This is a genomic window from Pacificimonas flava, assembly GCF_000342165.1.
Taxonomy (GTDB): domain Bacteria; phylum Pseudomonadota; class Alphaproteobacteria; order Sphingomonadales; family Sphingomonadaceae; genus Pacificimonas; species Pacificimonas flava.
The window spans coordinates 1-22,538 of record NZ_AMRV01000010.1 but is presented as its reverse complement, the minus strand read 5'-3'; the positions used below and the strand labels follow the sequence as shown (position 1 = coordinate 22,538).

General features: G+C 65.4%; 21 protein-coding genes. 7 read left to right on the top strand and 14 right to left on the bottom strand.

Annotated features, from left to right (window positions below):
* Positions 1 to 3 precede the first annotated feature (3 nt).
* Both C725_RS12325 and C725_RS12320 read right to left on the bottom strand, forming a co-directional pair.
* Positions 4 to 1,653, bottom strand: coding sequence for an amidohydrolase (locus C725_RS12325; protein WP_008603465.1), 1,650 nt, complete (start codon positions 1,651 to 1,653; stop codon positions 4 to 6).
* Between the two features lies 1 nt (position 1,654).
* Positions 1,655 to 2,533, bottom strand: coding sequence for an NAD(P)-dependent oxidoreductase (locus tag C725_RS12320; RefSeq protein ID WP_008603464.1), 879 nt, complete (start codon positions 2,531 to 2,533; stop codon positions 1,655 to 1,657).
* 156 nt (positions 2,534 to 2,689) lie between these two features.
* Here C725_RS12320 and lpdA point away from each other — a divergent pair, with 156 nt between their 5' ends.
* Positions 2,690 to 4,081 (top strand): dihydrolipoyl dehydrogenase, encoded by a 1,392-nt coding sequence (gene lpdA, locus C725_RS12315; protein WP_008603462.1) that lies wholly within the window; start codon positions 2,690 to 2,692, stop codon positions 4,079 to 4,081.
* Positions 4,082 to 4,145: 64 nt separating this feature from the next.
* Positions 4,146 to 5,111, top strand: a complete 966-nt coding sequence (locus C725_RS12310; protein ID WP_008603461.1) for a GSU2403 family nucleotidyltransferase fold protein — start codon at positions 4,146 to 4,148, stop codon at positions 5,109 to 5,111.
* Here the strand turns inward: C725_RS12310 and C725_RS12305 are convergent.
* The 9 genes from C725_RS12305 to C725_RS12265 form a co-directional block, all read right to left on the bottom strand.
* Positions 5,108 to 5,878, bottom strand: coding sequence for a phosphoadenylyl-sulfate reductase (locus tag C725_RS12305; protein WP_008603459.1), 771 nt, complete (start codon positions 5,876 to 5,878; stop codon positions 5,108 to 5,110). The genes C725_RS12310 and C725_RS12305 overlap by 4 nt on opposite strands.
* Positions 5,871 to 6,311: a DUF934 domain-containing protein gene (locus C725_RS12300; RefSeq protein ID WP_008603457.1), complete on the bottom strand. Its 441-nt coding sequence runs from the start codon at positions 6,309 to 6,311 to the stop codon at positions 5,871 to 5,873. The genes C725_RS12305 and C725_RS12300 overlap by 8 nt, the downstream gene beginning before the upstream one ends.
* The gene (locus C725_RS12295) at positions 6,304 to 7,929 is read right to left on the bottom strand and encodes a nitrite/sulfite reductase (protein WP_008603455.1); all 1,626 of its coding nucleotides are present in this window, start codon (positions 7,927 to 7,929) and stop codon (positions 6,304 to 6,306) included. Before C725_RS12295 ends, C725_RS12300 begins: the two co-directional genes overlap by 8 nt.
* A gap of 5 nt (positions 7,930 to 7,934) precedes the next feature.
* Positions 7,935 to 8,222, bottom strand: a complete 288-nt coding sequence (locus tag C725_RS12290; RefSeq protein ID WP_008603453.1) for a DUF2849 domain-containing protein — start codon at positions 8,220 to 8,222, stop codon at positions 7,935 to 7,937.
* Positions 8,219 to 8,971 carry a uroporphyrinogen-III C-methyltransferase gene (cobA, locus tag C725_RS12285; RefSeq protein ID WP_008603450.1) on the bottom strand — a complete coding sequence of 251 codons (753 nt, stop codon included), beginning with the start codon at positions 8,969 to 8,971 and terminating at the stop codon, positions 8,219 to 8,221. The genes C725_RS12290 and cobA overlap by 4 nt, the downstream gene beginning before the upstream one ends.
* Before the next feature lie 90 nt (positions 8,972 to 9,061).
* Positions 9,062 to 9,682, bottom strand: coding sequence for a flavodoxin family protein (locus C725_RS12280; RefSeq protein ID WP_008603449.1), 621 nt, complete (start codon positions 9,680 to 9,682; stop codon positions 9,062 to 9,064).
* Between the two features lie 68 nt (positions 9,683 to 9,750).
* The gene (gene pdeM / locus C725_RS12275) at positions 9,751 to 10,413 is read right to left on the bottom strand and encodes a ligase-associated DNA damage response endonuclease PdeM (protein WP_008603442.1); all 663 of its coding nucleotides are present in this window, start codon (positions 10,411 to 10,413) and stop codon (positions 9,751 to 9,753) included.
* Positions 10,414 to 10,428: 15 nt separating this feature from the next.
* Positions 10,429 to 11,391 (bottom strand): retroviral-like aspartic protease family protein, encoded by a 963-nt coding sequence (locus C725_RS12270; RefSeq protein WP_078056277.1) that lies wholly within the window; start codon positions 11,389 to 11,391, stop codon positions 10,429 to 10,431.
* A gap of 100 nt (positions 11,392 to 11,491) precedes the next feature.
* The gene (locus tag C725_RS12265) at positions 11,492 to 13,927 is read right to left on the bottom strand and encodes a ligase-associated DNA damage response DEXH box helicase (protein WP_008603438.1); all 2,436 of its coding nucleotides are present in this window, start codon (positions 13,925 to 13,927) and stop codon (positions 11,492 to 11,494) included.
* Between the two features lie 275 nt (positions 13,928 to 14,202).
* Between C725_RS12265 and C725_RS12260 the strand changes: the two genes are divergently transcribed.
* Positions 14,203 to 14,652 (top strand): GNAT family N-acetyltransferase, encoded by a 450-nt coding sequence (locus C725_RS12260; protein WP_038283203.1) that lies wholly within the window; start codon positions 14,203 to 14,205, stop codon positions 14,650 to 14,652.
* 65 nt (positions 14,653 to 14,717) lie between these two features.
* Here C725_RS12260 and C725_RS16230 read toward each other — a convergent pair whose 3' ends face one another.
* Positions 14,718 to 15,413 carry a YbaN family protein gene (locus C725_RS16230; RefSeq protein WP_008603436.1) on the bottom strand — a complete coding sequence of 232 codons (696 nt, stop codon included), beginning with the start codon at positions 15,411 to 15,413 and terminating at the stop codon, positions 14,718 to 14,720.
* A gap of 13 nt (positions 15,414 to 15,426) precedes the next feature.
* Between C725_RS16230 and C725_RS12250 the strand changes: the two genes are divergently transcribed.
* From C725_RS12250 to C725_RS12240, 3 genes are all read left to right on the top strand, one after another.
* Positions 15,427 to 16,428 carry a ligase-associated DNA damage response exonuclease gene (locus tag C725_RS12250; RefSeq protein WP_038283226.1) on the top strand — a complete coding sequence of 334 codons (1,002 nt, stop codon included), beginning with the start codon at positions 15,427 to 15,429 and terminating at the stop codon, positions 16,426 to 16,428.
* Positions 16,429 to 16,519: 91 nt separating this feature from the next.
* Entirely contained in the window at positions 16,520 to 17,533 is a 1,014-nt protein-coding gene (locus C725_RS12245) for a sensor histidine kinase (protein WP_008603432.1), read from the top strand.
* Between the two features lie 44 nt (positions 17,534 to 17,577).
* Complete coding sequence (locus C725_RS12240; RefSeq protein ID WP_008603429.1) at positions 17,578 to 19,155, top strand: cisplatin damage response ATP-dependent DNA ligase; 1,578 nt, start codon at positions 17,578 to 17,580, stop codon at positions 19,153 to 19,155.
* A 469-nt stretch (positions 19,156 to 19,624) separates the two neighbouring features.
* Here the strand turns inward: C725_RS12240 and C725_RS12235 are convergent, their stop codons facing one another.
* The gene (locus tag C725_RS12235; RefSeq protein WP_008603427.1) at positions 19,625 to 20,401 is read right to left on the bottom strand and encodes an SDR family oxidoreductase; all 777 of its coding nucleotides are present in this window, start codon (positions 20,399 to 20,401) and stop codon (positions 19,625 to 19,627) included.
* A gap of 46 nt (positions 20,402 to 20,447) precedes the next feature.
* Positions 20,448 to 21,179, bottom strand: coding sequence for a hypothetical protein (locus C725_RS12230; RefSeq protein ID WP_008603426.1), 732 nt, complete (start codon positions 21,177 to 21,179; stop codon positions 20,448 to 20,450).
* Between the two features lie 142 nt (positions 21,180 to 21,321).
* On the opposite strand from C725_RS12230, the gene C725_RS12225 reads away from it, so the two are divergent.
* A complete protein-coding gene (locus tag C725_RS12225) occupies positions 21,322 to 22,035 on the top strand; it encodes a DJ-1/PfpI family protein (protein WP_008603423.1) in 714 nt (237 codons plus the stop codon).
* Positions 22,036 to 22,538 lie beyond the last annotated feature (503 nt).

Genomic DNA, 22,538 nt, shown 5'->3' with positions numbered 1-22,538 from the left:
CGGTCAGTCGGCGGCGTAGACCTGCTCGCCGCCGACCCAGGTTTCCAGCACCTCGATCGTCCAGATGTCACCCGGCGGCCCCTCTATGGGATCGCCGTCGACGATGACGAAGTCCGCCCACTTGCCCGGCGTCAGCGTTCCGGCAGCACGGTCCAGCTTCATCGCATAGGCCGCGCCGGCGGTGAATCCCGCAAGCGCCTGCGCAGGCGACAGCGCCTCCTCCGGGTACCAGCCACCGGGCGGCATACCCTCCCGGTCCTGCCGCGTGACGGCGGCGTGGAGACCGTAAAACGGATTGACCGGCTCCACGGGAAAGTCCGAACCGAGCGCCAGCCTGGTCCCGGTTTCGGCAATGCTGTGCCAGGCATAGCCGCCCTCGATCCGCTGCGGCCCGATGCGGTCCTCAGCCATTGCCTTGTCGCTGGTGGCATGGGTCGGCTGGATGGAGGCGATCAACCCCAGTTCCGCAAAGCGCGGCAGGTCGTCCTTCGATACGATCTGCGCATGTTCGACGCGGTTCCGCCCCGCCGGCATATAATCCGACAGGTCTGTAAAGGCATCCAGCGCCTCCCGGTTGGCGGCGTCGCCGATGGCATGTACGGCGATCTGATAACCTTGGCTCGCCGCCCCCACCATCTGATTGCGCAGTTTGGCCCCGTCGATGATCGTCAGCCCAGTTTCCTCCGGCGCATCGCTGTAGGGCTCCAGCATGGCTGCCCCGCGCGAACCGAGCGCGCCGTCGACGACCAGCTTCAGCCCGGAAAGGGCAAGATGGTCGTCATATTGCCAGCCCGGCTGTTCGTGTCCGGCAATAGCGGTGAAGGACGCATAGGGCCGGCCATAGGCGCCGATGCGTGCGGTCAGTTTTCCCGCCTCCGCGAAACTTTCGAACGTCGCCCAAGCTTCCGGTGTGGTCCCCATATCGGCCGCGCCGGTCATGCCCGTGGCGGCCATCGCGCGAAGTGCAGCCGTCAACTGCGCGTCGAGCTGTGCCTGCGTCGGCGCGGGCACCTTCGCGTCCGCCAGCCCTACGGCCGCATCGACGAGCAACCCCGTCGGGTTGCCGGCATCGTCTCGTTCGATACGGCCGCCGTCCGGATCCTCCGTCTTCGCCGTGATGCCCGCCGCCTTCAGCGCTGCGCTGTTCAGCCACGCCGCGTGACCGTCGACCCGCGACAGCATGACCGGACGATCCGCCACCACTGGATCGAGGTCTGCGGCGTTCGGAAAGCGGTCCAATCCCCAGATCACCTGGTTCCAGCCGCCGCCGGTAATCCATTGGAGGTCCGGATTTTCCTCGGCATAGGCTCCGATCGCCGATACCGCCTCCTCCAGCGATTCCGTCTCCGTCAGGTCGAGCGACAGCATCTGCGCGCCCAGGCCCATGATGTGCGTGTGCGCGTCGATCAAACCGGGAAGCAGGGTCTTGCCCTTCAGATCGACGACATTCCCCTTCGGCAGGTCGCCATTCCCGCTGCGCGTTCCCTCGATGCGGCCGTCGTCGCCGACGATCAACGTCGAGAAGCGCTGAAGGCGACCGCTTTCGTCAATCGTATAGCCATTGGCGCCGGTGAAGATGGTGCGCGCATCGGCAGTGCCCGCACTGACCAACGCCGCGCTCATCAGCGCAGCCGACAGAACCGTTTTCATCATCTCATTCCCCCTTGAATGCGGTCAGTCGCCGGATCAGCGAGGACGTATCCTGTCGGCCGCCGCCCATGGCCTGCACATCCTTGTAGAATTGATCGACGAGCGCCGTCAGCGGCAGGGCCACGCCGCGCCGCTCTGCCTCGTCCAGCACCAGCCCCAGATCCTTGCGCATCCAGTCGACGGCGAAGCCGAAATCAAACTCCCCCTGCGCCATCGTGTCCGCGCGATTGTCCATCTGCCAACTCTGCGCCGCCCCCTTGCCGATCACGTCGAAAACCGCGCCCGTGTCGAGGCCGGCGGCCTGCGCGAAGCTGACCCCTTCCGACAGGCCCTGCAGCACGCCGGCGATGCAGATCTGGTTGACCATCTTCGTCGTCTGGCCGCTGCCCGCAGGGCCCATATGGCCGACACGCTTCGCATAGGCCTGCATGACCGGCTCCGCGCGCGCAAAATCCTCCTCGGACCCACCCACCATGACGGTCAACTGCCCGCTTTCCGCCCCGGCCTGCCCGCCGGAAATGGGCGCGTCGAGCGCGCCGAATTTCCCTGCGCGGGCGGCCTCGTCCAGCTCCCGCGCGATCGCGGCGCTGACGGTCGTGTGGTCCGCGAACAGCGACCCCTCACGCATAGCCGCGAAGCAGCCATCCTTCCCCAGTGTCACCTCACGCAGATCCTCGTCGCGGCCCACACAGGCGAAAACGATCTCGGCGCCCACCGCGGCCCGCGCGGGAGTGGGGGCGGTCTGGCCGCCATGCTCCTTCGCCCAGGCCTCCGCCTTTGCGGGGGTTCGGTTATAGACGGTGACCTCATGGCCGGCGGAAACGAGATGCCCGGCCATGGGATATCCCATGACGCCGAGGCCGAGAAATGCGAGCTTTGCCATAGCGTCAGCGCATAGCCGCCCTTCCATTGCCGGAAAAGGCCCCGCGCCCTAGTGTCATGACAAGTCCCGGTTGCCGCGGCAGCCATTCTTCGCCTTATCTTTCCCGCGCGGGCGGGCTAGACGCGGCGCAAACCAGACTTTCCGGAGAATCTGCCCATGTCCGACTTCGATCTTATCGTCATAGGCGCCGGCCCCGGCGGCTATGTTGCCGCCATCCGCGCCGCGCAAAACGGTCTGAAGGTCGCCTGCGCGGAAAGCCGCGACACGCTGGGCGGCACCTGCCTCAACGTCGGCTGCATCCCGTCGAAGGCGCTGCTGCATGCCAGCGAAATCTACCATGAGGCGGAATCGGGCGCGCTGTCGAAATTCGGCGTCGGTTTCAAGGGTGTCGAACTCGACTGGGACGCGATGAAGGCGGAAAAGGAAAAGGCCGTTTCGGAACTGACCGGCGGCATCGAATTTCTGTTCAAGAAGAACAAGGTTGAGTGGCTGAAGGGCCGCGCCAGCTTCAAGGACGCAAACAGCGTCGAGGTGGACGGCAAGACCTACACCGCGGACAGCTTCATCATCGCCACCGGCTCCTCCGTCATGCCGCTGCCGGGCGCGGATATCGACGAGGAGGTCATCGTCTCCTCGACGGGCGCCCTCTCCCTGAAGTCCGTGCCGAAGAGCATGGTCGTCATCGGCGGCGGCTATATCGGCCTGGAACTCGGCAGCGTCTACAATCGCCTGGGCACGAAGATCACCGTCGTCGAATATTTCGACAATATCGTCCCTGCCCTCGACGGCGAGGTGCAAAAGGCCTTCACGCGCATTCTGAAGAAACAGGGCCTGACGCTGAAAACCGGCACGAAGGTGACGAAGGTGGAGCGCAAGGGCAAGGGCGCGGAGGTCACCGTCGAACCCGCAAAGGGCGGCGACAAGGACGTCCTGAAAGTCGATACCGTGCTCGTATCCATCGGCCGCAAGGCGAATACGGAGGGCCTGAACCTGGAGGCAGCGGGTCTCGAAACGAACGAGCGCGGCCAGATCGAGGGTGATCATCAGGGCCGCACGAAAGCAGGACACATCTGGGTCATCGGCGACGTCACCACCGGCCCGATGCTCGCGCACAAGGCGGAGGATGAGGGTATTGCGGTTGCCGACTGGATCGCCGGCAAGGAAGGCTATGTGAACCATGCGGTCATTCCGGCCGTCGTCTATACCCAGCCGGAAGTCGCGACGGTCGGCAAGACCGAGGAAGAACTGAAGAAGGACGGCGTCGACTATGCCGTCGGCAGCTTTCCCTTCGCCGCCAACAGCCGCGCGAAAACCAATCGCGACACGGACGGCTTCGTCAAGGTGCTCGCCGACAAGAAGACCGATCGCGTCCTCGGCGTGCACATGATCGGCAGCATGGCCGGCACGATGATCGCACAGGCTGCGCAGGCGATGGAGTTCGGCGCCTCCAGCGAGGATATCGCACTCACCTGCCACGCCCACCCCACCCATTCGGAAGCGTTGAAAGAGGCCGCAATGGCGGTTGAGGGCAAGCCGATCCACGCTTAACTCTCTCGGAAACGGTGCTTTATCCCACAATTGCGTCATTTTCGAAATTGTGGGATAAATCCACATGCGCGCCTTCTCACAGGAACAGTCCCGTACGCTCGTCAATCTGCGGACGCGCTATGAAGGGTGGATGGACGCGCAGCGGGCCTTCGCGGCCCTGCCGTACGACCTGCGCCGGAAGAAGGTCGGCGGCGCGTCCTATCTCTATGAAATCACGGGTCGGGACGGGAACGGCAAGAGCCTTGGCCGCATGGACGAGGCGCTGACGCAGCGTTTCGAGGACTATCGTACGGAAAAGGCCGCGCTGAAGGATCGGATGGCCCGCACCTCCGCCGCCGTGGCGGAAAGCGCCGCCCTTGCCCGCGCGCTGCGTCTGCCGATGATCGCCAATCTGCCCGGCGCCATTCTGCGCGCAGCGGACGAGCGCGGCATGCTCGACGGGCAGCTTCTCGTCGTCGGTACGAACGCCCTGCCCGCTTACATGGCTGAGGCTGCGGCCCTGATCGACGATGCACCGCTGGAAACGGAGGATTTCGATTTGGCCTGGGCTGCTGGCGGGCGGAAGGGCGACACGCCGGAACCCGAACCCGCGGTCTGGCCGATGCTGAAATCCGTCGACACGACCTTCACCGTGAACAGCGAGCGCGGATTCCAGGCTCGCAATGCCGACGCCTATGAAGTGGAGCTTCTGGCCGCGCCCTCCACCCTGCCCGGCCTGCCGCGCCGCGACCAGCCCCGGCCCGTGCCGCTTGCCGAGCAGGAATGGCTGTTGATGGGCCGGCCCGTCGACCAGGTTCTTCCGACGGCGGACCGGAAGGCTGCGCGGATCGTGGCGCCCGATCCGCGCTATTTCGCGCTGATGAAATTGTGGCTGGCGGAAAAGCCGGGACGGGACCGGCTGAAGGTCGAGAAGGACCGCATGCAGGGCGCTGCGCTGCTGGTCGCGATCCGAGAAGCCATGCCCCATTATCCGATGGACGACGCATTCCGAGAGGACGTCCCCGCCGAACTGAAGCCCTATCTGCCCTAGAAGCTCGGCAGCTCGCTCGTCTCGCCCGGGACATGAATGCCGCATTCGGTCTTGTCCCACCCGCGCCAGCGGCCGGATCGCGGATCCTCCCCCGGCTTCACCTTGGACGTGCAGGGTGCGCAGCCGATGGAGGGATAGCCGCATTCCTCAAGCGGATGACGCGGCAGGCCGCGCGTTTCGAACCACGCGTCGATATCGGCCTTCTGCCAATCGATGATCGGGTTGATTTTCAACTTGCCGTCGGTGCCGACCTCGACGCGCGGCAAGAGGGTGCGGGTATCCGCCTGAAACGCCTTCCGGCCCGTGATCGACCCGCCGAATCCCGCAAGTGCGCGCGAAAGCGGGCGGACTTTTCTCAGATCGCAGCAGCCGTCGGGATCGTAGGACCAGCGAAGGCCCTTCTCATCCTTTTCAGCCAGGGCGGCAGCATCGGGCTCGATATTGCGCACGCCGGTGAGACCGAGATGCGCGATCAGCGTGTCTCGGTAGGCCAAGGTTTCCGGAAAATGCTTGCCAGTGTCCAGAAAGATGACGGGCAGCGAAGGATCGATCTGCGCCACGAGGTCCAGCAGCACGGCGCTTTCGGTCCCGAACGAGGACACCATCGCCAGTTCGCCGACAAACCGATCGTTCAGCATCGCATCGAGAAATTCCGATGCGTCCGCACCGCGAAATTCCCGGTTCAGCGCATAGGCGTCGTTCGCGGTATAGCCGAAATCGACCCGGTCCCGCAGCCGCGCTTCGCTGGCCGCATCGATGTCAGCCATGACGCAGCGCCCATATCGGCGGCGCAGCACCCGCCTTCAGACCGTCCGCCGCCTTCTGGTAATGATAGGGCCAACGTCCGATGGCCGCCACCGCCTTGCCCGCATCGATGGTTGCGGCCGGCGCAAAACTGTCGAAGCCGCAACGGCGCATATAGGCGAGCTGATCGAGAAGAACGTCGCCCTCCGCGCGCAGTTCGCCCTGATAGCCCTCCTCCCGCAGGATGCGTGCGGCAGAATAACCGCGCCCGTCGCGGTAGGTCGGAAAGCCGATCTCGACGAGCTTCAGGCGCGCCAGGTGCGGGACGAGTTCGCGCACGTCCGCGCCGGGTTCGATGCGGACGGCCACGGCCTCCGGCTGCGCCAGGAACGCCTCCAGCGTCACGGCCGGCTCGTTCACGGCTGCATCGTCGCGGTAACGGGGCCAATCAGCCATAAAGCGCCTCCTTGAACGGATCCATGCCCAGCCGGCGATAGGTGTCGACGAAGCGCTCGCCGTCCTCTCGCCGTTTGCGATAGAGGTTGGTCACCGTTTCGACCGCATCGACGATGCCGTTTTCGTCAAAACCGGGGCCGGTGATCTTCGCCAGGCTGACATCCTCCGCGCCCGACCCGCCGAGAAGAAGCTGGTAATTCTCCACCCCCTTCCGGTCGACGCCGAGTATGCCGATATGCCCGGCATGGTGGTGGCCGCAGGCATTGATGCAGCCCGAAATCTTGATCTTGAGCTCGCCCAGATCCCGCTCCACCGGCGCGAGCCGCTGCGCCAGCTTCTGCGCGATGGGAATGGAGCGCGCATTGGCGAGGCTGCAATAATCGAGGCCGGGGCAGGCGATGATGTCGCTCGCCAGATCGAGATTGGCTGGCGCCAGACCCGCAGCATCCAGTTCCTGCCACAGGGCGTAGAGATCCGCCTGCCGCACGTTCGGCAGGACCAGATTCTGCGCGTGGGTCACGCGAACCTCGTCCATTGAATAGCGCGCGGCGAGGTCGGCGATGAGGTCCATCTGCTCCGCCGAGGCGTCGCCCGGAATGCCCCCGACGGGCTTCAGGCTGATCGTGGCGGCCGCATATCCCGGCACCTTGTGCGGATGCAGATTGGCGTCCGCCCACAGTTTGAAGTCGGGGTCGCTGTCGTCGAACCCGTCCGGCAGCGGTTCATAGGCAGGCGGCGCAAAGAACGCCTGGATTCGCGTCAGTTCGGCGCGCGGCGGATCGAGGTCGAGGGGATGCATATGCGCGAACTCCGCCTCCACCTGACGGCGGAATTCCTCGATGCCGAGTTCGTGCACCAGGATCTTGATACGCGCCTTGTACTTGTTGTCGCGCCGGCCGTAGCGATTGTAGACGCGCAGGATCGCCTCGGAATAGCTGATGAGCGCGTCCGCTGGCACGAATTCACGCACACACGGACCGATCATCGGCGTTCGGCCCATGCCACCGCCGGCGAAGAACTTCGCGCCGAGTTCGTCGGCGTCGTTCCTGACCATCTCGATGCCGATATCATGCAAACGCATTGCAGCCCGGTCCTCGGCCGAGGCGATCACCGCGAACTTGAACTTGCGCGGCAGATACGAAAATTCCGGATGGAAGCTCGACCATTGGCGCAGCAATTCCGCATAGGGGCGCGGATCGCAGACCTCGTCCTTTGCGACGCCGGCGAACTGATCCGACGAAATGTTGCGGATGCAATTGCCGCTGGTCTGGATGGCGTGCATTTCAACCGTCGCCAGATCGGCAAGGATGTCCGGCGCGTCCTTTAGCTGAATCCAGTTATACTGGATGTTCTGGCGCGTCGTGAAATGACCGTAGCCCTTGTCGTACTTTCGCGCAATCTGCGCGAGCATGCGCATCTGCGCGGCCGAAAGCGTGCCGTAGGGGACGGCGACGCGCAGCATGTAGGCGTGCAGCTGCAGATAAAGGCCGTTCATCAGCCGCAGCGGCGTGAACTGATCCTCCGTCAGATCTCCGGAAAGGCGCCGTTCCACCTGATCGCGGAACTCGGCCACACGGGTCTCGACCATTTTCTGGTCGTATTCGTCATATTGATACATTCGGCTTAACCCTCTGCCTGCACGCCGAGATCAAGACGCACGCTCGGCCCGGCCGCGCGCATGCGTTCCTTGATATGCGAGGGGACGGGACCAGCGCCCTCGTCCGTCGCTTCCACCTCATAGGGACCGTTGACCGCGCGCGCAGCCTCCTCCCGGTGCATGATCTCGGCCGCGCCGCCCGGTTCTTCGCCGCTGCCCACAAAAACGGCATGGCCGACATGACGCGACCAGCCGTCTCCGGTCCACCACACGACGTCGCCTGTTTTCAGATCGTTTCCCGTCAGGATAATCAATTCACTCGCTCCATTTCGGCAATCTGCGATGCGCCGAGCTGCGCCACATCGCCAACGACAATCAGCGCAGGACTCTGGACGCCCTCACGCTCGACAAGACCGGGCAGGTCGGCAAGCAGGCTTCTGAGCACCCGCATGTCCGGCAAAGTCGCCCGCTCCAGAACGGCCACCGGCGTATCGGGCGCCAGACCGTCATGCATCAGCTTCTCGGCAATGGCGGCGGATGTCGCCACGCCCATGAAGATGACGAGCGTTCTGCCCTTGCCGGCGAGACCCGCCCAATTCTGTTCACTGAGCCCCTTGCATTGCCCCGCAACAAAGCTGACGACGGAGGCATGATCGCGGTGGGTCAGCGGCATCGCCGCCGCCGCCGCGCCGCCAAGCGCGGACGAGATCCCGGGCACCACCTCGACGGGAATACCCGCCGCCTGCGCCGCTGCAACTTCTTCGCCGCCGCGGCCGAAGATGAAGGGGTCGCCCCCCTTCAAACGCACGACGATGCGGCCCGCGCGCGCTTCTCGCACCAGGAGTTCGCCGATGGCTTCCTGCGGCAGGGTATGACGCGCCCGCCGCTTGGCGACACTGATCCGGCGCGCCTGCGGGTTCGCCAGGTCCAGAATTTCGCCGGAAACCAGCCCGTCATGGACCACGACCTCCGCACCCTCCAGTGCGCGGAGGGCGCGGAGGGTCAAGAGATCGGGATCGCCCGGACCGGCGCCGACGAGGATGATGCGACCTGTTTCACTCATGCGGCCTAGATGGGCCCGGCACGCCGGTCCGGCAAACAAGCCTTTCTTTTGCGATCCGTAGAGGGGGTTCAGCCGTTCGCTGTCCTTCGCTCAATCCTCATGGCCCGGATAAGGGTGACCCTTCAGGATCGTCGCAAGATGGGCGGCGTTGTCGGCCACCATCCCGGCCGTCTGATCGACCTTCTCGGGAGTCTCATCGAAGTCCTTGAAATCCTTCGACTGCATCGCCTCTCCCACCCAATAGCATGCCGACGCCGCCGGTATGGTCCAGCCGGTATCGTTCAGCGCCTGAAGCGCGCTTGCCGTGATGCTGTGCGCGCCATCCTCATTGCCGACGATCGCGAGCACCGCAACCTTCCCATAGCTCGGCATCCGGCCCTTATCGTCGGTGTCCGACAGAAACGCGTCCATGCGCTCCAAGGCGCGCTTTGCCACGGACGACATCTGTCCCAGCCAAATCGGCGTTCCAAAAATGAGGATGTCGGCTGCAAGAATCCTGCGAAGGATGGCAGGCCATGCGTCGCCCTCCCCCTCGTCGGAGGTGACGCCGGGTTTGATGTCATGGTCGGCAAGGCGGATGGTTTCCGTCAGTTCTACGTCATGGGCGGACAGCTTCTGCGCAAGAAGGTCGATCATCTTGTCGGTGGAGGACGCTTCCTCTCCCGACGATTTCAATGTGGCATTGAGGGCGATGGCGGTGAGTTTCGGCATTACGGAAAGGCTCCTTCATAAGTTCACCGCACCAACGACACGCGAAGCGATAGCGCTCCCCCCCTTTTTCAGGCCGCGAGCGGAAAGCGCAGCAGCCTGTCCCGCGTCGGCACCAATGCGGCGGCTGGTCCGCCCATCGCGCGCAGGATCGCCCTCGACTGCGCATCGAGGCCGCCCGTCAGCGCGCCGAAGGCGGGGAGGATGATCTTTCGCTCGCTGGCGACATAACAGCGGCGCGACACGCCCCTCCCGCGCAGGCGCACCCGCAGCTTCGGGTGGAAATGCCCGCTGAGTTCAGGACGCGTCTCACGCGGGTCCGCCTCGTGCCGCAGCAGCAGGCCGTCCACCTCCGCCTCCTCCACCACGGCGGCGCCGCAGGTCGCAGAGAAGCCGGGATCGTGATTGCCGGTGATCCACGTCCACTGCGTTCTGGCCGTCAGCGATTCGAGAAGGCTGCGCGCATCGGCGGGCAGCCTGTCGCAGCCCTCGCGGTCGTGGAAGGAATCGCCCAGGCACCAGATTTCACGGGCGCCGGCAGCGTCTATTACCCCTTCAAGATCCTCCAGGGTTTTCAGGCTGTCATAGGGCGGCAGCATCTGACCGGAACGGGCGAACCAGCTTGCCTTTTCCAGATGTAGGTCGGCGACGAGCAGCGCCCGGCGCGCCGGCCAGAACACCGCGCCGTCCGGCAGGGGAACCAGATCATGGCCACAGAACGAAAGGGGAACCATGCGGATCCTATGCCCTCAGCAGCCGCCGCGATCAATACGCGTTCCGCGGCACCCAGTCCGGACGAGCCCGTCAAGGGTCGGATCGCGCTCCAGCACAAAACTGACCTGACGCTTCGGAAAATCGATCTCGACGCGCTGAAAGGCGCGGAAGGTGCTCATGCCGAGAAGCAGCGCGGGCTGCGCGTCCAGATCGAGCTGGGCGAAGATCGGCGCATCGCTGAAGATGATCTTGCCGCCGATCATGCTGAGCCCGTCGAGCGTCAGCTTGCGGACGTTCAGGATATCGCCCTCTATGCTGTCGCCGACAACGCTGATGATGCCGACCCGCTCTTCCAGAACGCGGCGCTGGATGATGGCCTGCCGCAGCGCCTCATTGCCCAGCGAAACCTGCGCGCCGGTATCGACGACGACGCGCACCGCGACGCCGTTGATCCTGGCGTTTGTGAAGATCAGCCGCCCCTGCCGCTTTTCGGCGGTGATGACGATGGTGTTGCCATAGCTGCGCGCCGGCTTCTGATCCCGGGCCGAAGCGCGGACCGTCATCGTGTCCCGGCCGATGTCGAAGACGACGTGAGAATTCTGCAGGCTGTCGAGACCAAGCAGGCCGACGGCGCCGAGACGGCTTTGCGGGACGGAGGGCGCCTCCAGAAAATCCACGCCGTCCCCGGCGACGCTGAGCCTGTCGATACTGTAGAGCGGGACGCGGTGCAGGCCCGTGACGGCGTGGACGATGGCGTCGCCGGGGCTTTCCAGACCGAGCGATTCCGCCAGTTCGGTGGAGACCATGGTGCGCTCCGCCCCGGTGTCGATGACGAAGGGGAACGGGCCCTTTCCATTGACGGTGACGGGCACGGTCATGCGCTCATAGCGGTCCGCGCCGGTCGCGATCTCGTCGGCCGGACCGGGCGGCGGCAGCGGCTGAAGACTGGCGGCCGGCAGCACGGCAAGCATTATGGCAGCGAACGGAACCCTCTTCATCGTCGTCTCGCCCTTCCCAAGGCATGGCGAGAAAGTGTCTGCCCGAAGCGGCTTCACGTCAATCGCCGGCGTGACGAACGACCGCTGTCGTCAAAGAAAATCAGTTCAGGCGCATCGCCTCCTCCGCCAGCGATTCCGCCTCGATCAGCAGTTCGTCGTCCGCCGTTCCCATCGCCACCTTCTCCCGCCCGATCAGCACGAGGACGGGAACTGCGAGCGGGCTGATCCGGTCCAGCGCCCGATGCACCATGGTGCGCGGCGCGCGGTCCAGAAGGTCCGCGAGGCGGCCGATATCGGTCAGCCGCCCCTTCGCATCCTCCCAGGCGGCGGACAGCAGCATATGATCGGGTTCGTATTTCCTGAGGACGTCGTAGATGAGGTCGGTGGAGAAGGTGACCTGCCGCCCGGTCTTTCGCTTTCCCGGGACGTGCCGCTCGATCAGGCCGCCGATCACCGCAACCTCCCGAAAGGCGCGCTTCAGAAGGTGGCTGGTCTGGATCCATTCGACCAGCTCGTCCTCCAGAATGTCGGGCGAGAACAGCGGGCGCGGATCCTCCACCGGCTTCAGCGAATAGCAGGCGATGGCATAATCGTTCGACACGAAGCCGATGGGCGACAGGCCCATGGTTTCCATGCGCCGCGTGATGAGCATCCCCAGCGACTGGTGCGCGTTCCACCCCTCGAAACTATAGGCGACCATATAGTACCGCCCCTCTCTCGGGAATGTCTCGACCAGAAGCTGGTCCGGCTGCGGCAGGACCGAGCGTTCGTCCTGAATGCGCAGCCATTCGCGCACGTCGGGCGGGAAGCGCCGCCATTCCTCCCGCTCGTGCAGGAAGCGGCGCACGCGATTGGCGAGGTTGGTGGACAGCGGCATCCGCGCGCCGACATAGGTGGGAATGCGCGCGGGCTTCGCGGTCGCCTTCACGAACAGGTCGGCATCCTTGATGCCCTCCACCTCCAGCGACAGGCCCGAGAAGAAGAAGGTGTCGCCCGGCGTCAGGGTAGAGGCGAAATATTCCTCCACCGTGCCCAGCTTGCGGCCGTTGCGAAACCGCACGTCGAGGACGGGCGCATCGACGATGATGCCGGCGTTCAGCCGGTGCTGCTTCGCATAGCGCGGATGGCTGATGCGCCAGAGGCCGTCCTTCCCCTGCGTAATCCGCTTGTATTTGTCATAGGCGCGCAGCGCATAGCCGCCGGATTCGATGAAATGCAGCACCCGGTCGAAGGTTTCGCGCGGCAGCGTCGCATAGGGCGCGGCGGTGCGGATTTCGGCGTAGAGATCGTCCGCATCGAACGGCGCGGCGCAGGCCAGCGCCATGATATGCTGTGCCAAAACGTCGAGCGCGCCGGGACGCCACAGATCCTCGTCCAGCTCCCCCTCCTCGACGGCATCGAGGGCGGCGCGCGCTTCAAGATATTCGAAGCGGTTGCCGGGGACGATGACCGCCTCCGACGCCTCGTCAAGCCGGTGATTGGCGCGGCCGATGCGTTGCAGCAGGCGGGACGAGCCCTTCGGCGCGCCCATCTGGATAACCAGATCGACGTCGCCCCAGTCGACGCCAAGGTCGAGGCTGGCTGTGGCGACCAGGCCGCGCAGGTCGCCCCGCGCCATCGCCCCCTCCACCTTGCGCCGCGCCTCCCGGCTCAGGGAACCGTGATGGACGCCGATGGGAAGCGCGTTTTCGTTTTCCGACCACAAATCCTGAAAGATCAGCTCGGCCAGGCTGCGCGTGTTGCAGAAGACCAGCGTCAGCTTGTGCGCCTCGATTTCCTCCATCACCTGCCGCGCGGCATAGCGGCCGGAATGGCCGGACCAGGGCACGCGGTCCTCCGGCAGCAGGATGCGGATGTCGGGCCGCGCGCCGGGTTCGCCGCGCACCAGCGCCACCGCTTCGAAATCGCCGTCGGGCGACAACCAGCCGCGAAACCCGTCCGGGTCACGCACCGTCGCCGTCAGCGCCGCGCGGCGCAGACCGGGGGCAAGGCGTTGCAGCCGCGCCATGGCCAGGGCCAGAAGGTCGCCGCGCTTCGTGGGTGCGAAGGCGTGGATTTCATCGACGATGATCGTCTTCAGGGAGGCGAACATGGTCTCCGCCTCCGGGTAGCTGAGGAGCAGCGACAGGCTTTCCGGCGTCGTCAGCAGCATGTGCGGCGGCCGTGCACGCTGCCGCGCCTTGCGGTCCGACGGCGTATCGCCCGTGCGGGTTTCGACGCGGATGTCGAGGCCCATTTCCTGAATGGGCTCCATCAGGTTGCGCTGCACATCGACCGCCAGCGCCTTCAGCGGAGAGACGTAGAGGGTGTGAAGCCCCTCCTGCGGCGTCTCGATCAGGTCGGCGATGGAGGCGAGGAAGCCGGCCAGCGTCTTGCCCGCACCGGTCGAGGCAACGAGTAGCGCATCGCGCCCGCCGCGCGCCGCCGCGATCATTTCCGCCTGATGCCGCCGCAGCCGCCACCCGCGGCCTGCGAACCAGTCCGCGATGACGGGCGGCAGATCAGGCGCCGGCTGACCGGCGGCACGCGCCGTCAAAACGCCCCTCGCCGGCCCGAAGTTGACAATGTGGACACCCACTCACGCACGCGCGCATGAGAAATCATTGAAGAAATCCGGCACTGTTGCTGACATGACACAGGTCCGGCCGCAGCCGCGTCCAACCCCGAAATCATGCCGCCAAGATGTGCCCGATCCATGTCGGCGAAGATGGCGCTCACAATCCTATTTTGGAAGGGCAGCGGTTTGTAAGGCGGAAACACTTTTTCCACGATGGATGGATTGTTGACCGACTAACGCCATAATCGCTGTGTATGCTGACTTTTGTTCAACTGAATGCCGAACATGCCGACGCTGCAGCCGATCTTCACCGTACGTCGGTCGCGCTGGTCCCGGACTATGATACCTCCATTCATTCCGCCGCAGAGTATCGCGCGTTCTATCGCGACGACGTGCTGCAAAGAAATGCAGTTTGGGGAGCTTTCGACGGACCGGATTTAAGTGGATTCGTAGCGTTTTCGACAGGATGGGTAAATCACCTCTACGTCGGTCCTTCTTTGCATCGACAAGGTATCGGCTCGTCTTTGATTAAGATTGCGCAATCGAACCAATCCGAGCTTCGGCTATACACCTTCCAGTCGAATGTTGGCGCGCGAGCGTTTTACGAAAAGCACGGATTCATCATTGAAGAAATGACAGATGGTGAACGAAATGAAGAGAAGATGCCCGACATCACCTACATTTGGATGCGCGCTACACGATAATTAGCGTCCGCTCTTTGGAAGACGGGTTACAAGCATGAACGTCACCAAACAGCGTCCGAGCTCTCTCACCGATCAGGGCGGGACCAGACCCAGGGGATGAAGATGAGGGCGACCACGGTGCCGACATAGCGCCAGGGGGTGGGGAGGAAGATGAGGCCGAAGGCGGCGCCGCAGAGCATGCCGAGGCTTGCGCCCCATTTGCCCTTCTTCGTGATGGCGCGGCGGCGGCGCCAGGCGACGATATGTTCGCCGAAGACGGGGTGGGTGAGGAGGCGCGCCTCGAGCTTCGGATTGGAATTGGCGAAGCAGGCCGCCGCAACGATCAGGAAGATGACCGTCGGCATCACCGGCAGGATGGCGCCGATCACCGCCAGCCCGACATTGAACCAGCCCGCCGCGAGATAGAGGCGGCGGGCAATAGGGCTGCGCGTTTTCATGAGGGCGAGCGCCTCGGCCTCCGCCGCGGCATCCGTGGCGGCGTCTCCGGAAGCGTCCGCTGCTGCCCCGTCATCTGGCCGCGCTGCCGAGGCTTCCATGCCGGCTTGCCCTGCCCCGGCATCGGTGGAAGCATCCCTATCCGCATCGGTGGCGGCGGGCCGCGCACGGCTTGCGTCCGCCGGCGCGGGTCCGGCGCCGGCCGCACCGGTCCATAGGCCGCGCGCCGCCGCCAGGGGGCCGGTCTTCATGGGCGCCCCCTCCTCGTCCTCGCCATCCGCTTCGGTGCCGGGCCTGTCCTGTGAACCTTGGTGCTTTTCGTTCATTGTCCGCTCTAGCATGCCAACGCCCGGTTCCTGGATAAAGCCGCATCCCGGCGGCATTTACGTGCCGCCGGGCGATTTCTGGATCGATCCGTCCGATCCGCAGCCGCTTGCGCTGGTGACGCACGGCCACGCCGATCATGCCCGGTCCGGACACGACCATGTCATGGCCACGCCCGAGACGCTGGCTATCATGGAAACCCGTTACGGCGAATATGCGGAATCGACGCCCGTGCAACACGGCGAGGTGATGCGCGTGGGCGAGGTCGACGTCAGCTTCGTGCCGGCCGGGCATGTGCTGGGATCGGCGCAGATCGTCATGGATCACGCGGGCGAGCGCGTGGTGGTGTCCGGCGACTACAAACGCCGCGCCGACCCGACCTGCGCGCCGTTCCAGCCTGTCGCCTGCGATGTCTTCATCACGGAGGCGACGTTCGGCCTGCCGGTCTTCCGCCATCCGGACACGGCGGGAGAGGTGGAAAAGGCGCTGGAGGCGCTTGCCGCCAACCCCGACCGCTGCGTTCTGATCGGCGCCTATGCGCTGGGCAAGGCGCAGCGGGTGATCCGGCACCTGCGCGATCTCGGCCACCATGACCCGATCTATATTCACGGCGCGCTGGAACGGCTGTGCTCGCTTTATGGCGATCTCGGCGTCGATCTTGGCGACCTGATACTGGCGACGGGAAAGACGAAGGATGAACTGCGCGGGCGCATCGTGCTGTCGCCCCCCGGCGCGCTGAACGACCGCTGGTCGCGGCGCCTGCCCGATCCGATCACCGCCATGGCCTCGGGCTGGATGCGCATCCGCCAGCGCGCGCGGCAACGGAACGTGGAGCTGCCGCTGATCATCTCCGACCATGCCGATTGGGACGAGCTGACCGGCACCATCACGGAGGTCGGTCCGAAGGAAGTGTGGGTGACGCACGGGCGGGAGGACGCGCTCCTCCACTGGTGCATGACGCGGCAGATCAAGGCGCGCGCGCTGCACCTGGTGGGCCGAGAGGATGAAGACGACTGACCTAAGTTAAGGAGAAAAAAACGATTCGCAAGCGCAGCGGCCTTGGCGTAATGAAGATATCGGGGCGGCGTCTCGCGGGGTCGATAACAGAATGCGTCTTGGAGAACTGGACCTGCCCGACAGGTTCGCGCAGCGTGTGCCGCGCGCGGCCACGATGGTTCTGACGGCGCTGGTCTGCTGTGTCCTTGCCTATACGACGCGCTGGCTGGTGGACCGCGTCATGCCCGGCGCCGGGCCGTTTTCGCTGACCCTGCCCTTCGTACTGATCGCCAGCCTGTTCGCCCGGTGGCAAAGCGGGCTGCTGACGGAGATCCTGTGCGCCGTCTTCGTCTGGTACCATGTGCTGCCCTACCCCGACAGTTTCGCGTTCGAACTGCCGTCCGACGGCCCCCGCGTGGCGGCGAACGTGATCGCCGGCCTGATGATCGTCGCGCTGGCCGAGGTGTTTCGCGGTGCCGTCCGGCGGGCGGCGGCGGAGCGCGACGAGGCGCTGGCCCGGCGCGACCTCTACCTGCAGGAGCTCGACCACCGGGTGAAGAACAACTTCGCCATGGTCTCCTCTTTGCTCGACATGCAGCGGCGGCAGTTCCCGAAGGGCGATCCGGCGGCGGAGGCGCTGAGCACGGCGGCCCTGCGCATCGAGTCCATCGCGCGGGCGCACCGCTCCCTCTATCGCGGCAGCGACCTTCCGACGATGGTGGCGATGCGCCCCTATCTGCAGGAATTGTGCACCGCGCTGACGGACAGCCTGTCGCTGTCGCGCGGAATCGAGGTGGTCTGCGATGCGGAAGACATCCACCTGCCGCGCGACCGCGCCATCACCATCGGCCTGCTGGTCAACGAACTGGCGACGAACGCGGCAAAGCACGCCTTCCCGGACCTGGGCGAAGGGCGGATCGAAATCCGCATGCACGGCAATGCCGACGGCAATATCTGCCTGATCGTCGCCGATGACGGCTGCGGCATGGACGGCGCGGAGGCGCGGCCCGGCAGCCTGGGGCAGAAGCTGATCACGGCCTTTGCCGCGCAGGCCGGGGGCACGCTGCGCCGCGACGAGACGGTGCCGGGCACGCGTTTCGTCCTGGAACTGTCCGCCGCCGACTGAATCCAGGAGGGACCCCGGCCGAATATGCCGCGTTCCCCCTGTCGATGAAGGCTTTCGCGGAACTCCTGGAACGGCTGGTCTACACCCGTTCCCGCAATGCCAAGCTGAAGCTGATCGCGGATTATCTGGTGGAGACGCCCGACCCCGATCGCGGCTGGGCGCTTGCGGCGCTGACGGGCGAGCTCGATTTCCGCAGCGTGAAGCCCGGGCTGATCAAGGCGCTGGTCGAGGAGCGCGTCGACCCCGTCCTCTTCAGGATGAGCCGCAACTTCGTTGGCGACATGGCGGAAACCGTCTCCCTGATCTGGGAGCCGCTGCCGGGCGCGGAGCCGGAAATGCGAGACGTTCGGCTGGCGGAGGTGGTGGAACGCCTGCAGGCCCTGTCGCGGACCGACGCGCCGGCGGTGATGACGGCCTATCTGGATCAGATGACACCGACGGAACGCTTCGCCCTCATCAAGCTGGCGACCGGCGCGCTGAGGATCGGTGTTTCGGCGCGGCTGGCGAAGACCGCATTCGCGCAGGCGTTTGACCTCGACACGGATGATGTCGAGGAGGTGTGGCACGGCATCGATGCGCCCTATCCGACGCTGTTCGCCTGGGGCGAGGGCCGCATATCGCAGCCGACCCATGAGGATATTCCCGTCTTTCGCCCCTTCATGCTGGCGCATCCGCTGGAGGACGGCCGCGTCGACCTGGCCGATTATGTCGCGGAATGGAAATGGGACGGCATTCGCGTGCAGCTGAACCATGTGAGGGGCGAGACGAAGCTGTTCAGCCGCACGGGCGACGACGTGACCGGCAGCTTTCCCGATGTGGCTGAGGCGTTCACCGAGCACGGGGTGATCGATGGCGAGCTGCTGGTCCAGGGCGACGTGCAGGGCGGCAAGGCGGCCAGCTTCAACGCGCTGCAACAAAGGCTGGGCCGCAAGACGGTTTCGAAAAAGATGCTGAAGGAAGCCCCGGCCTTCGTGCGCGTTTATGACATTTTGTTCGACGGGGCGGAGGATCTGCGCGCCCTGCCCTGGCACGAGCGGCGGCAGCGACTGGAAGCGTTCGTCGACCGCCTGCCCGCGGACCGTTTCGATCTGAGCGAGGTGGTGGATGCCGATCATTTCGACCATCTGGCGGAAATACGGGAGGGTACCCGCAGCGCCGCCATCGAGGGGCTGATGCTGAAGCGGCGCAATTCCCCCTATGTCGCGGGGCGCAAGACCGGCCTTTGGTATAAGTGGAAGCGGGATCCGCTGCTCGCCGACTGCGTCATGATGTATGCGCAGCGCGGATCGGGGCGGCGGTCCTCCTATTACAGCGATTATACGTTCGGCTGCTGGACCGAGGATGGCGAGTTGCTGCCGGTGGGCAAGGCCTATTCCGGCATCACCGACGAGGAGCTGCGCATGCTCGACAAGTTCGTGCGGCAGAACTCCGTCGCGCGCTTCGGGCCGGTCCGGGAGGTGGAGAAGACCATGGTGCTGGAAATCGCCTTCGACAGCATCCACGCGTCGAAACGGCACAAATCCGGCGTGGCCATGCGTTTCCCGCGCATCCACCGCATCCGCACCGACAAGCCGGCGGCGGAGGCGGACCGGATCGAGGCGCTGGAAAGGCTTATCAGCTGAGGGGCTTTCCGGCCGCTATGTCGGTGATGGGCGGTGGCGGTGGGCCCCTGCCTTCGCAGGGGCGACGGTGTATTTGGAGAGGTAAAGCTGCATCGTTAGGCGGCCGGGTCTCCCCATGTTGAGTTTTCAAAGCTCATCACACGTCTCGTCGCCCCTGCGGAGGCAGGGGCCATGGTCGCGTGTTTGGCGCTGCTCCGGGGCTTCGAGTACGAATGGGCCCCTGCCTTCGCAGGGGCGACGATGTATTTTGGTGAGGGGAGTAAGGCTGCGTCGCTGGAGGGCGGCCTCTCTGCATGATTGGTTGTTCCAACGCTCACCGCACGTCTCGTCGCCCCTGCGGAGGCAGGGGCCCATGGTTGCGTGTTTGGCGATCGTCGCAGGTTTTGACCGTGGATGGGCCCCTGCCTTCGCAGGGGCGACGGTCTTTAGGGTGGTGTTAAGGCCGCATTGTTCGCGGCGTCCTGCCCCCTCAGACGATGGTGGCGCCGCCGTCTATGACCATGGCGTGGCCGCTGGTGAAGGCGCCGGCGGGCGCGGCGAGGAAGACGGCGGCGCCGGCGATCTCGTCGGGTTCGCCGATGCGCTTCAGAGTCGAATGGGCCGTCGAACGCTTCAGCGTGTCGGGATTGTCCCACAGCGCCTTTGCAAAGTCGGTCTTGATGAGGCCGGGGCAGATGGCGTTGACGCGGATATTGTCGGGGCCGAGCTCGGCGGCGTAGTTGCGCACGAGCTGCAGGTCGGCCGCCTTCGACACATTATAAGCGCCGATGACGGTGGAGGCGCGCAGGCCGCCGATGGATGAGACGATGGTGATCGTGCCCGATTTGCGCTGCCGCATGGCCGGCGCGACAAGCTGCACCAGCCAGTGGTTCGACACGATGTTGTTCGCCAGAATCTTCTGGAACTGCTCATCAGCGATTTCCGCCAGCGGGCCGTAATAGGGATTCGAGGCGGCGTTGCAGACCAGATGGTCCACCTGCCCGAACGTCCGGGCGGCGAGGTCCACCATGTTCGACAGGTCGTCCTTGGACGAGATGTTGCAGGCCGTCGCGATAGCGGCGGCGCGGCCGACACGCTCGTTGATTTCGGCGGCAGCCTCCTCGCACGCCTCGACCTTGCGGCTGGAAACAACGACGTTCGCCCCATGCTCCGCCATGCGATGCGCGATGGCGCGGCCGATACCCCGGCTGGAGCCGGTGATGATGGCGGTCTGGCCGCTAAGGTCGAAAAGGGCGGGAATGGTCATGCTGATCTCTCCAAAATCGCGATGCTGTCATTCCCTTTTCACGGGTTCAGGCGTCCACATCCACCTCGGCAATTCGCGCGGTCGTCCCGCCCTTCCCGTCCGTATCGAAGCGGACCGTCACGTCGACCATCTCGCCGCAGGCGCTGAAGCGCCAGTTCTCGCTCCAGCCACCGGCAAAGCGCGCGCCGCCCACCGGGGCGGAAAGGTTGCGGTCGGTCGCGGCGATCTCCGTGCGGCGCATGACGACGCTTTCCACCGAGCAGTCCGGATCCGCGCGGCGCGCCGCCTCATAGGCCTCCGCCCCGGCAAGCGCGCTCGTCTCCTTCATCATACTGGGGGTCGAGATGACCTCTCCCCGGTTGACGACGACCATCATGTGGCGTCCGTCCGCCTCAGCGACGTAGAGGAAGCGAAGCACCGGCGTCTCCGGACAGCCGGTTTCGCCGTAGAAGGTCCAGCCGCCACGGTAGCGGCCGTCCATGATGCCCTGCGCGACCATGCGATCGGCCGTGGCGGGTTGCAGGCCATAGAGGCGCAGCGTTTCCGGCGGGGCGGCGCAGGGTTCGATGGTCTTCGACCAGCTGACGCGCTCGACCGCCTCCGCCTGCAGATCGGCGAGCGCGGGCGCAAATGCCTGCGCCTTCTCGGTTTGCTGGACGACCCAATCCTCTGCATCGCCGGGGATGGGCGCGGTCTCCTGAGCAGCGACAGGAAAGGCGATGATAGCGGCGATCAGGGCGGCGGAGCGCAGCGGTTTGCGCGAAGCGGGAAACATCATGCGGCGGCAGATAGCGCAGAAACGTCTTCGTGGGAAAGTCCGGCCTTCGGCGGATCGCCGCCAGGAACGGCCATCGCCGCTTGCGGGTGGGGGTTCGGAGCGCATAGCACGGACCGACCTTAGAGAGCGGAAAGGATCGTCCATGGCGCAGCGGTTCGACATCGGATTTCTTCTCTACCCGCAGCTGACGCAGCTCGACATGACGGGTCCGGCGCAGGTGCTTGGCCGCATGCCGGGTGCGCGTCTGCACTTCATCTGGAAGCGGCTGGAGCCGGTCAGCGACGATCTGGGCCTCGTGTTTCAGCCGACGGCGACCTTTGCCGACGCGCCAGCGCTGGACATGATCTGCGTGCCCGGCGGCTATGGCTGCGCGGCGATGATGCGGGATGAGGAGGTGCTGAGCTGGTTGCGGCAGGCGGCGGCGGACGCCCGGTTCGTCACCAGCGTCTGCACCGGCTCGCTGATACTGGCGGCGGCCGGGCTGCTGGAGGGGCGGCGGAGCGCCTGTCACTGGTCGTGGCGGGACAGGCTTGCCGCGTTCGGCGCCGAGCCGGTCGCGGAGCGCGTGGTCGAGGACGGGCGCTTCCTATCCGGCGGCGGTGTGACGGCGGGCATCGATTTCGCCTTCCGAATCGCTGAAAGGCTGCACGGCCGTGACGTTGCGGAGCGGATTCAGCTGGCGCTGGAATACGATCCGGCACCGCTTGGCGGCGGCACGCCGGAGACCGCGCGGCCGGAGATATTGGAAAGCACGCTTCAGGCCATGACGGCGAACGGCATGGAGGACCGGCTGGCTGAGGTCGACCGTATCGCCGAGGCGTACCGGGCGAGGCGCGAGCGGTCTGAGGAGCGGTAAGAAGGTTTACGCGCCGCGCGTTTCGCTGCGGGGTCGCGGAGACGCGGTGTGGCGGTGTGGCGAGGCGGACTCAACAAGGCAATGATCCGACGTTCGATTGGCCGACAGTTGAGAAACACCCCTCTCATCTTCGTCACCCCTGCGAAGGCAGGGGTCCATGCGGCGCAGCGGGTCGGAGCCGGAAGGGCCGCGCAGGCTGGTGGATTCCTGCCTTCGCAGGAATGACGAAAGGGGGCAGGTGGTTTTCAGACTGCTGAGCGGTCGGGGTGACCTGCCTCTGAACTCGACCCTTTTCTGAGCGGCGGTGTGGCGCTTCGGTGGAGGTTCTTTGCGCAGACCTCCACCGTCATCGTCACCCCTGCGGAGGCAGGGGTCCATGGCGGCTGGTGCGCGGAGCCGGAAGGCCGCGCAGGCTGGTGGATTCCTGCCTTCGCAGGAATGACGAAAGGAGGCAGGTGGATTTCAGACGGTGGGGCGGTCGTGTGACCTGCCCCTGAACTCGA

What these genes read in the sequence shown, in the direction of transcription:
- C725_RS12325 (WP_008603465.1), bottom strand. Translation starts at nt 1,653, where the DNA reads ATGATGAAAACGGTTCTGTCGGCTGCGCTGATGAGCGCGGCGTTGGTC.
- C725_RS12320 (WP_008603464.1), bottom strand. Translation starts at nt 2,533, where the DNA reads ATGGCAAAGCTCGCATTTCTCGGCCTCGGCGTCATGGGATATCCCATG.
- lpdA (WP_008603462.1), top strand. Translation starts at nt 2,690, where the DNA reads ATGTCCGACTTCGATCTTATCGTCATAGGCGCCGGCCCCGGCGGCTAT.
- C725_RS12310 (WP_008603461.1), top strand. Translation starts at nt 4,146, where the DNA reads ATGCGCGCCTTCTCACAGGAACAGTCCCGTACGCTCGTCAATCTGCGG.
- C725_RS12305 (WP_008603459.1), bottom strand. Translation starts at nt 5,878, where the DNA reads ATGGCTGACATCGATGCGGCCAGCGAAGCGCGGCTGCGGGACCGGGTC.
- C725_RS12300 (WP_008603457.1), bottom strand. Translation starts at nt 6,311, where the DNA reads ATGGCTGATTGGCCCCGTTACCGCGACGATGCAGCCGTGAACGAGCCG.
- C725_RS12295 (WP_008603455.1), bottom strand. Translation starts at nt 7,929, where the DNA reads ATGTATCAATATGACGAATACGACCAGAAAATGGTCGAGACCCGTGTG.
- cobA (WP_008603450.1), bottom strand. Translation starts at nt 8,971, where the DNA reads ATGAGTGAAACAGGTCGCATCATCCTCGTCGGCGCCGGTCCGGGCGAT.
- C725_RS12280 (WP_008603449.1), bottom strand. Translation starts at nt 9,682, where the DNA reads ATGCCGAAACTCACCGCCATCGCCCTCAATGCCACATTGAAATCGTCG.
- pdeM (WP_008603442.1), bottom strand. Translation starts at nt 10,413, where the DNA reads ATGGTTCCCCTTTCGTTCTGTGGCCATGATCTGGTTCCCCTGCCGGAC.
- C725_RS12270 (WP_078056277.1), bottom strand. Translation starts at nt 11,391, where the DNA reads ATGAAGAGGGTTCCGTTCGCTGCCATAATGCTTGCCGTGCTGCCGGCC.
- C725_RS12260 (WP_038283203.1), top strand. Translation starts at nt 14,203, where the DNA reads ATGCTGACTTTTGTTCAACTGAATGCCGAACATGCCGACGCTGCAGCC.
- C725_RS16230 (WP_008603436.1), bottom strand. Translation starts at nt 15,413, where the DNA reads ATGAACGAAAAGCACCAAGGTTCACAGGACAGGCCCGGCACCGAAGCG.
- C725_RS12250 (WP_038283226.1), top strand. Translation starts at nt 15,427, where the DNA reads ATGCCAACGCCCGGTTCCTGGATAAAGCCGCATCCCGGCGGCATTTAC.
- C725_RS12245 (WP_008603432.1), top strand. Translation starts at nt 16,520, where the DNA reads ATGCGTCTTGGAGAACTGGACCTGCCCGACAGGTTCGCGCAGCGTGTG.
- C725_RS12240 (WP_008603429.1), top strand. Translation starts at nt 17,578, where the DNA reads ATGAAGGCTTTCGCGGAACTCCTGGAACGGCTGGTCTACACCCGTTCC.
- C725_RS12235 (WP_008603427.1), bottom strand. Translation starts at nt 20,401, where the DNA reads ATGACCATTCCCGCCCTTTTCGACCTTAGCGGCCAGACCGCCATCATC.
- C725_RS12230 (WP_008603426.1), bottom strand. Translation starts at nt 21,179, where the DNA reads ATGATGTTTCCCGCTTCGCGCAAACCGCTGCGCTCCGCCGCCCTGATC.
- C725_RS12225 (WP_008603423.1), top strand. Translation starts at nt 21,322, where the DNA reads ATGGCGCAGCGGTTCGACATCGGATTTCTTCTCTACCCGCAGCTGACG.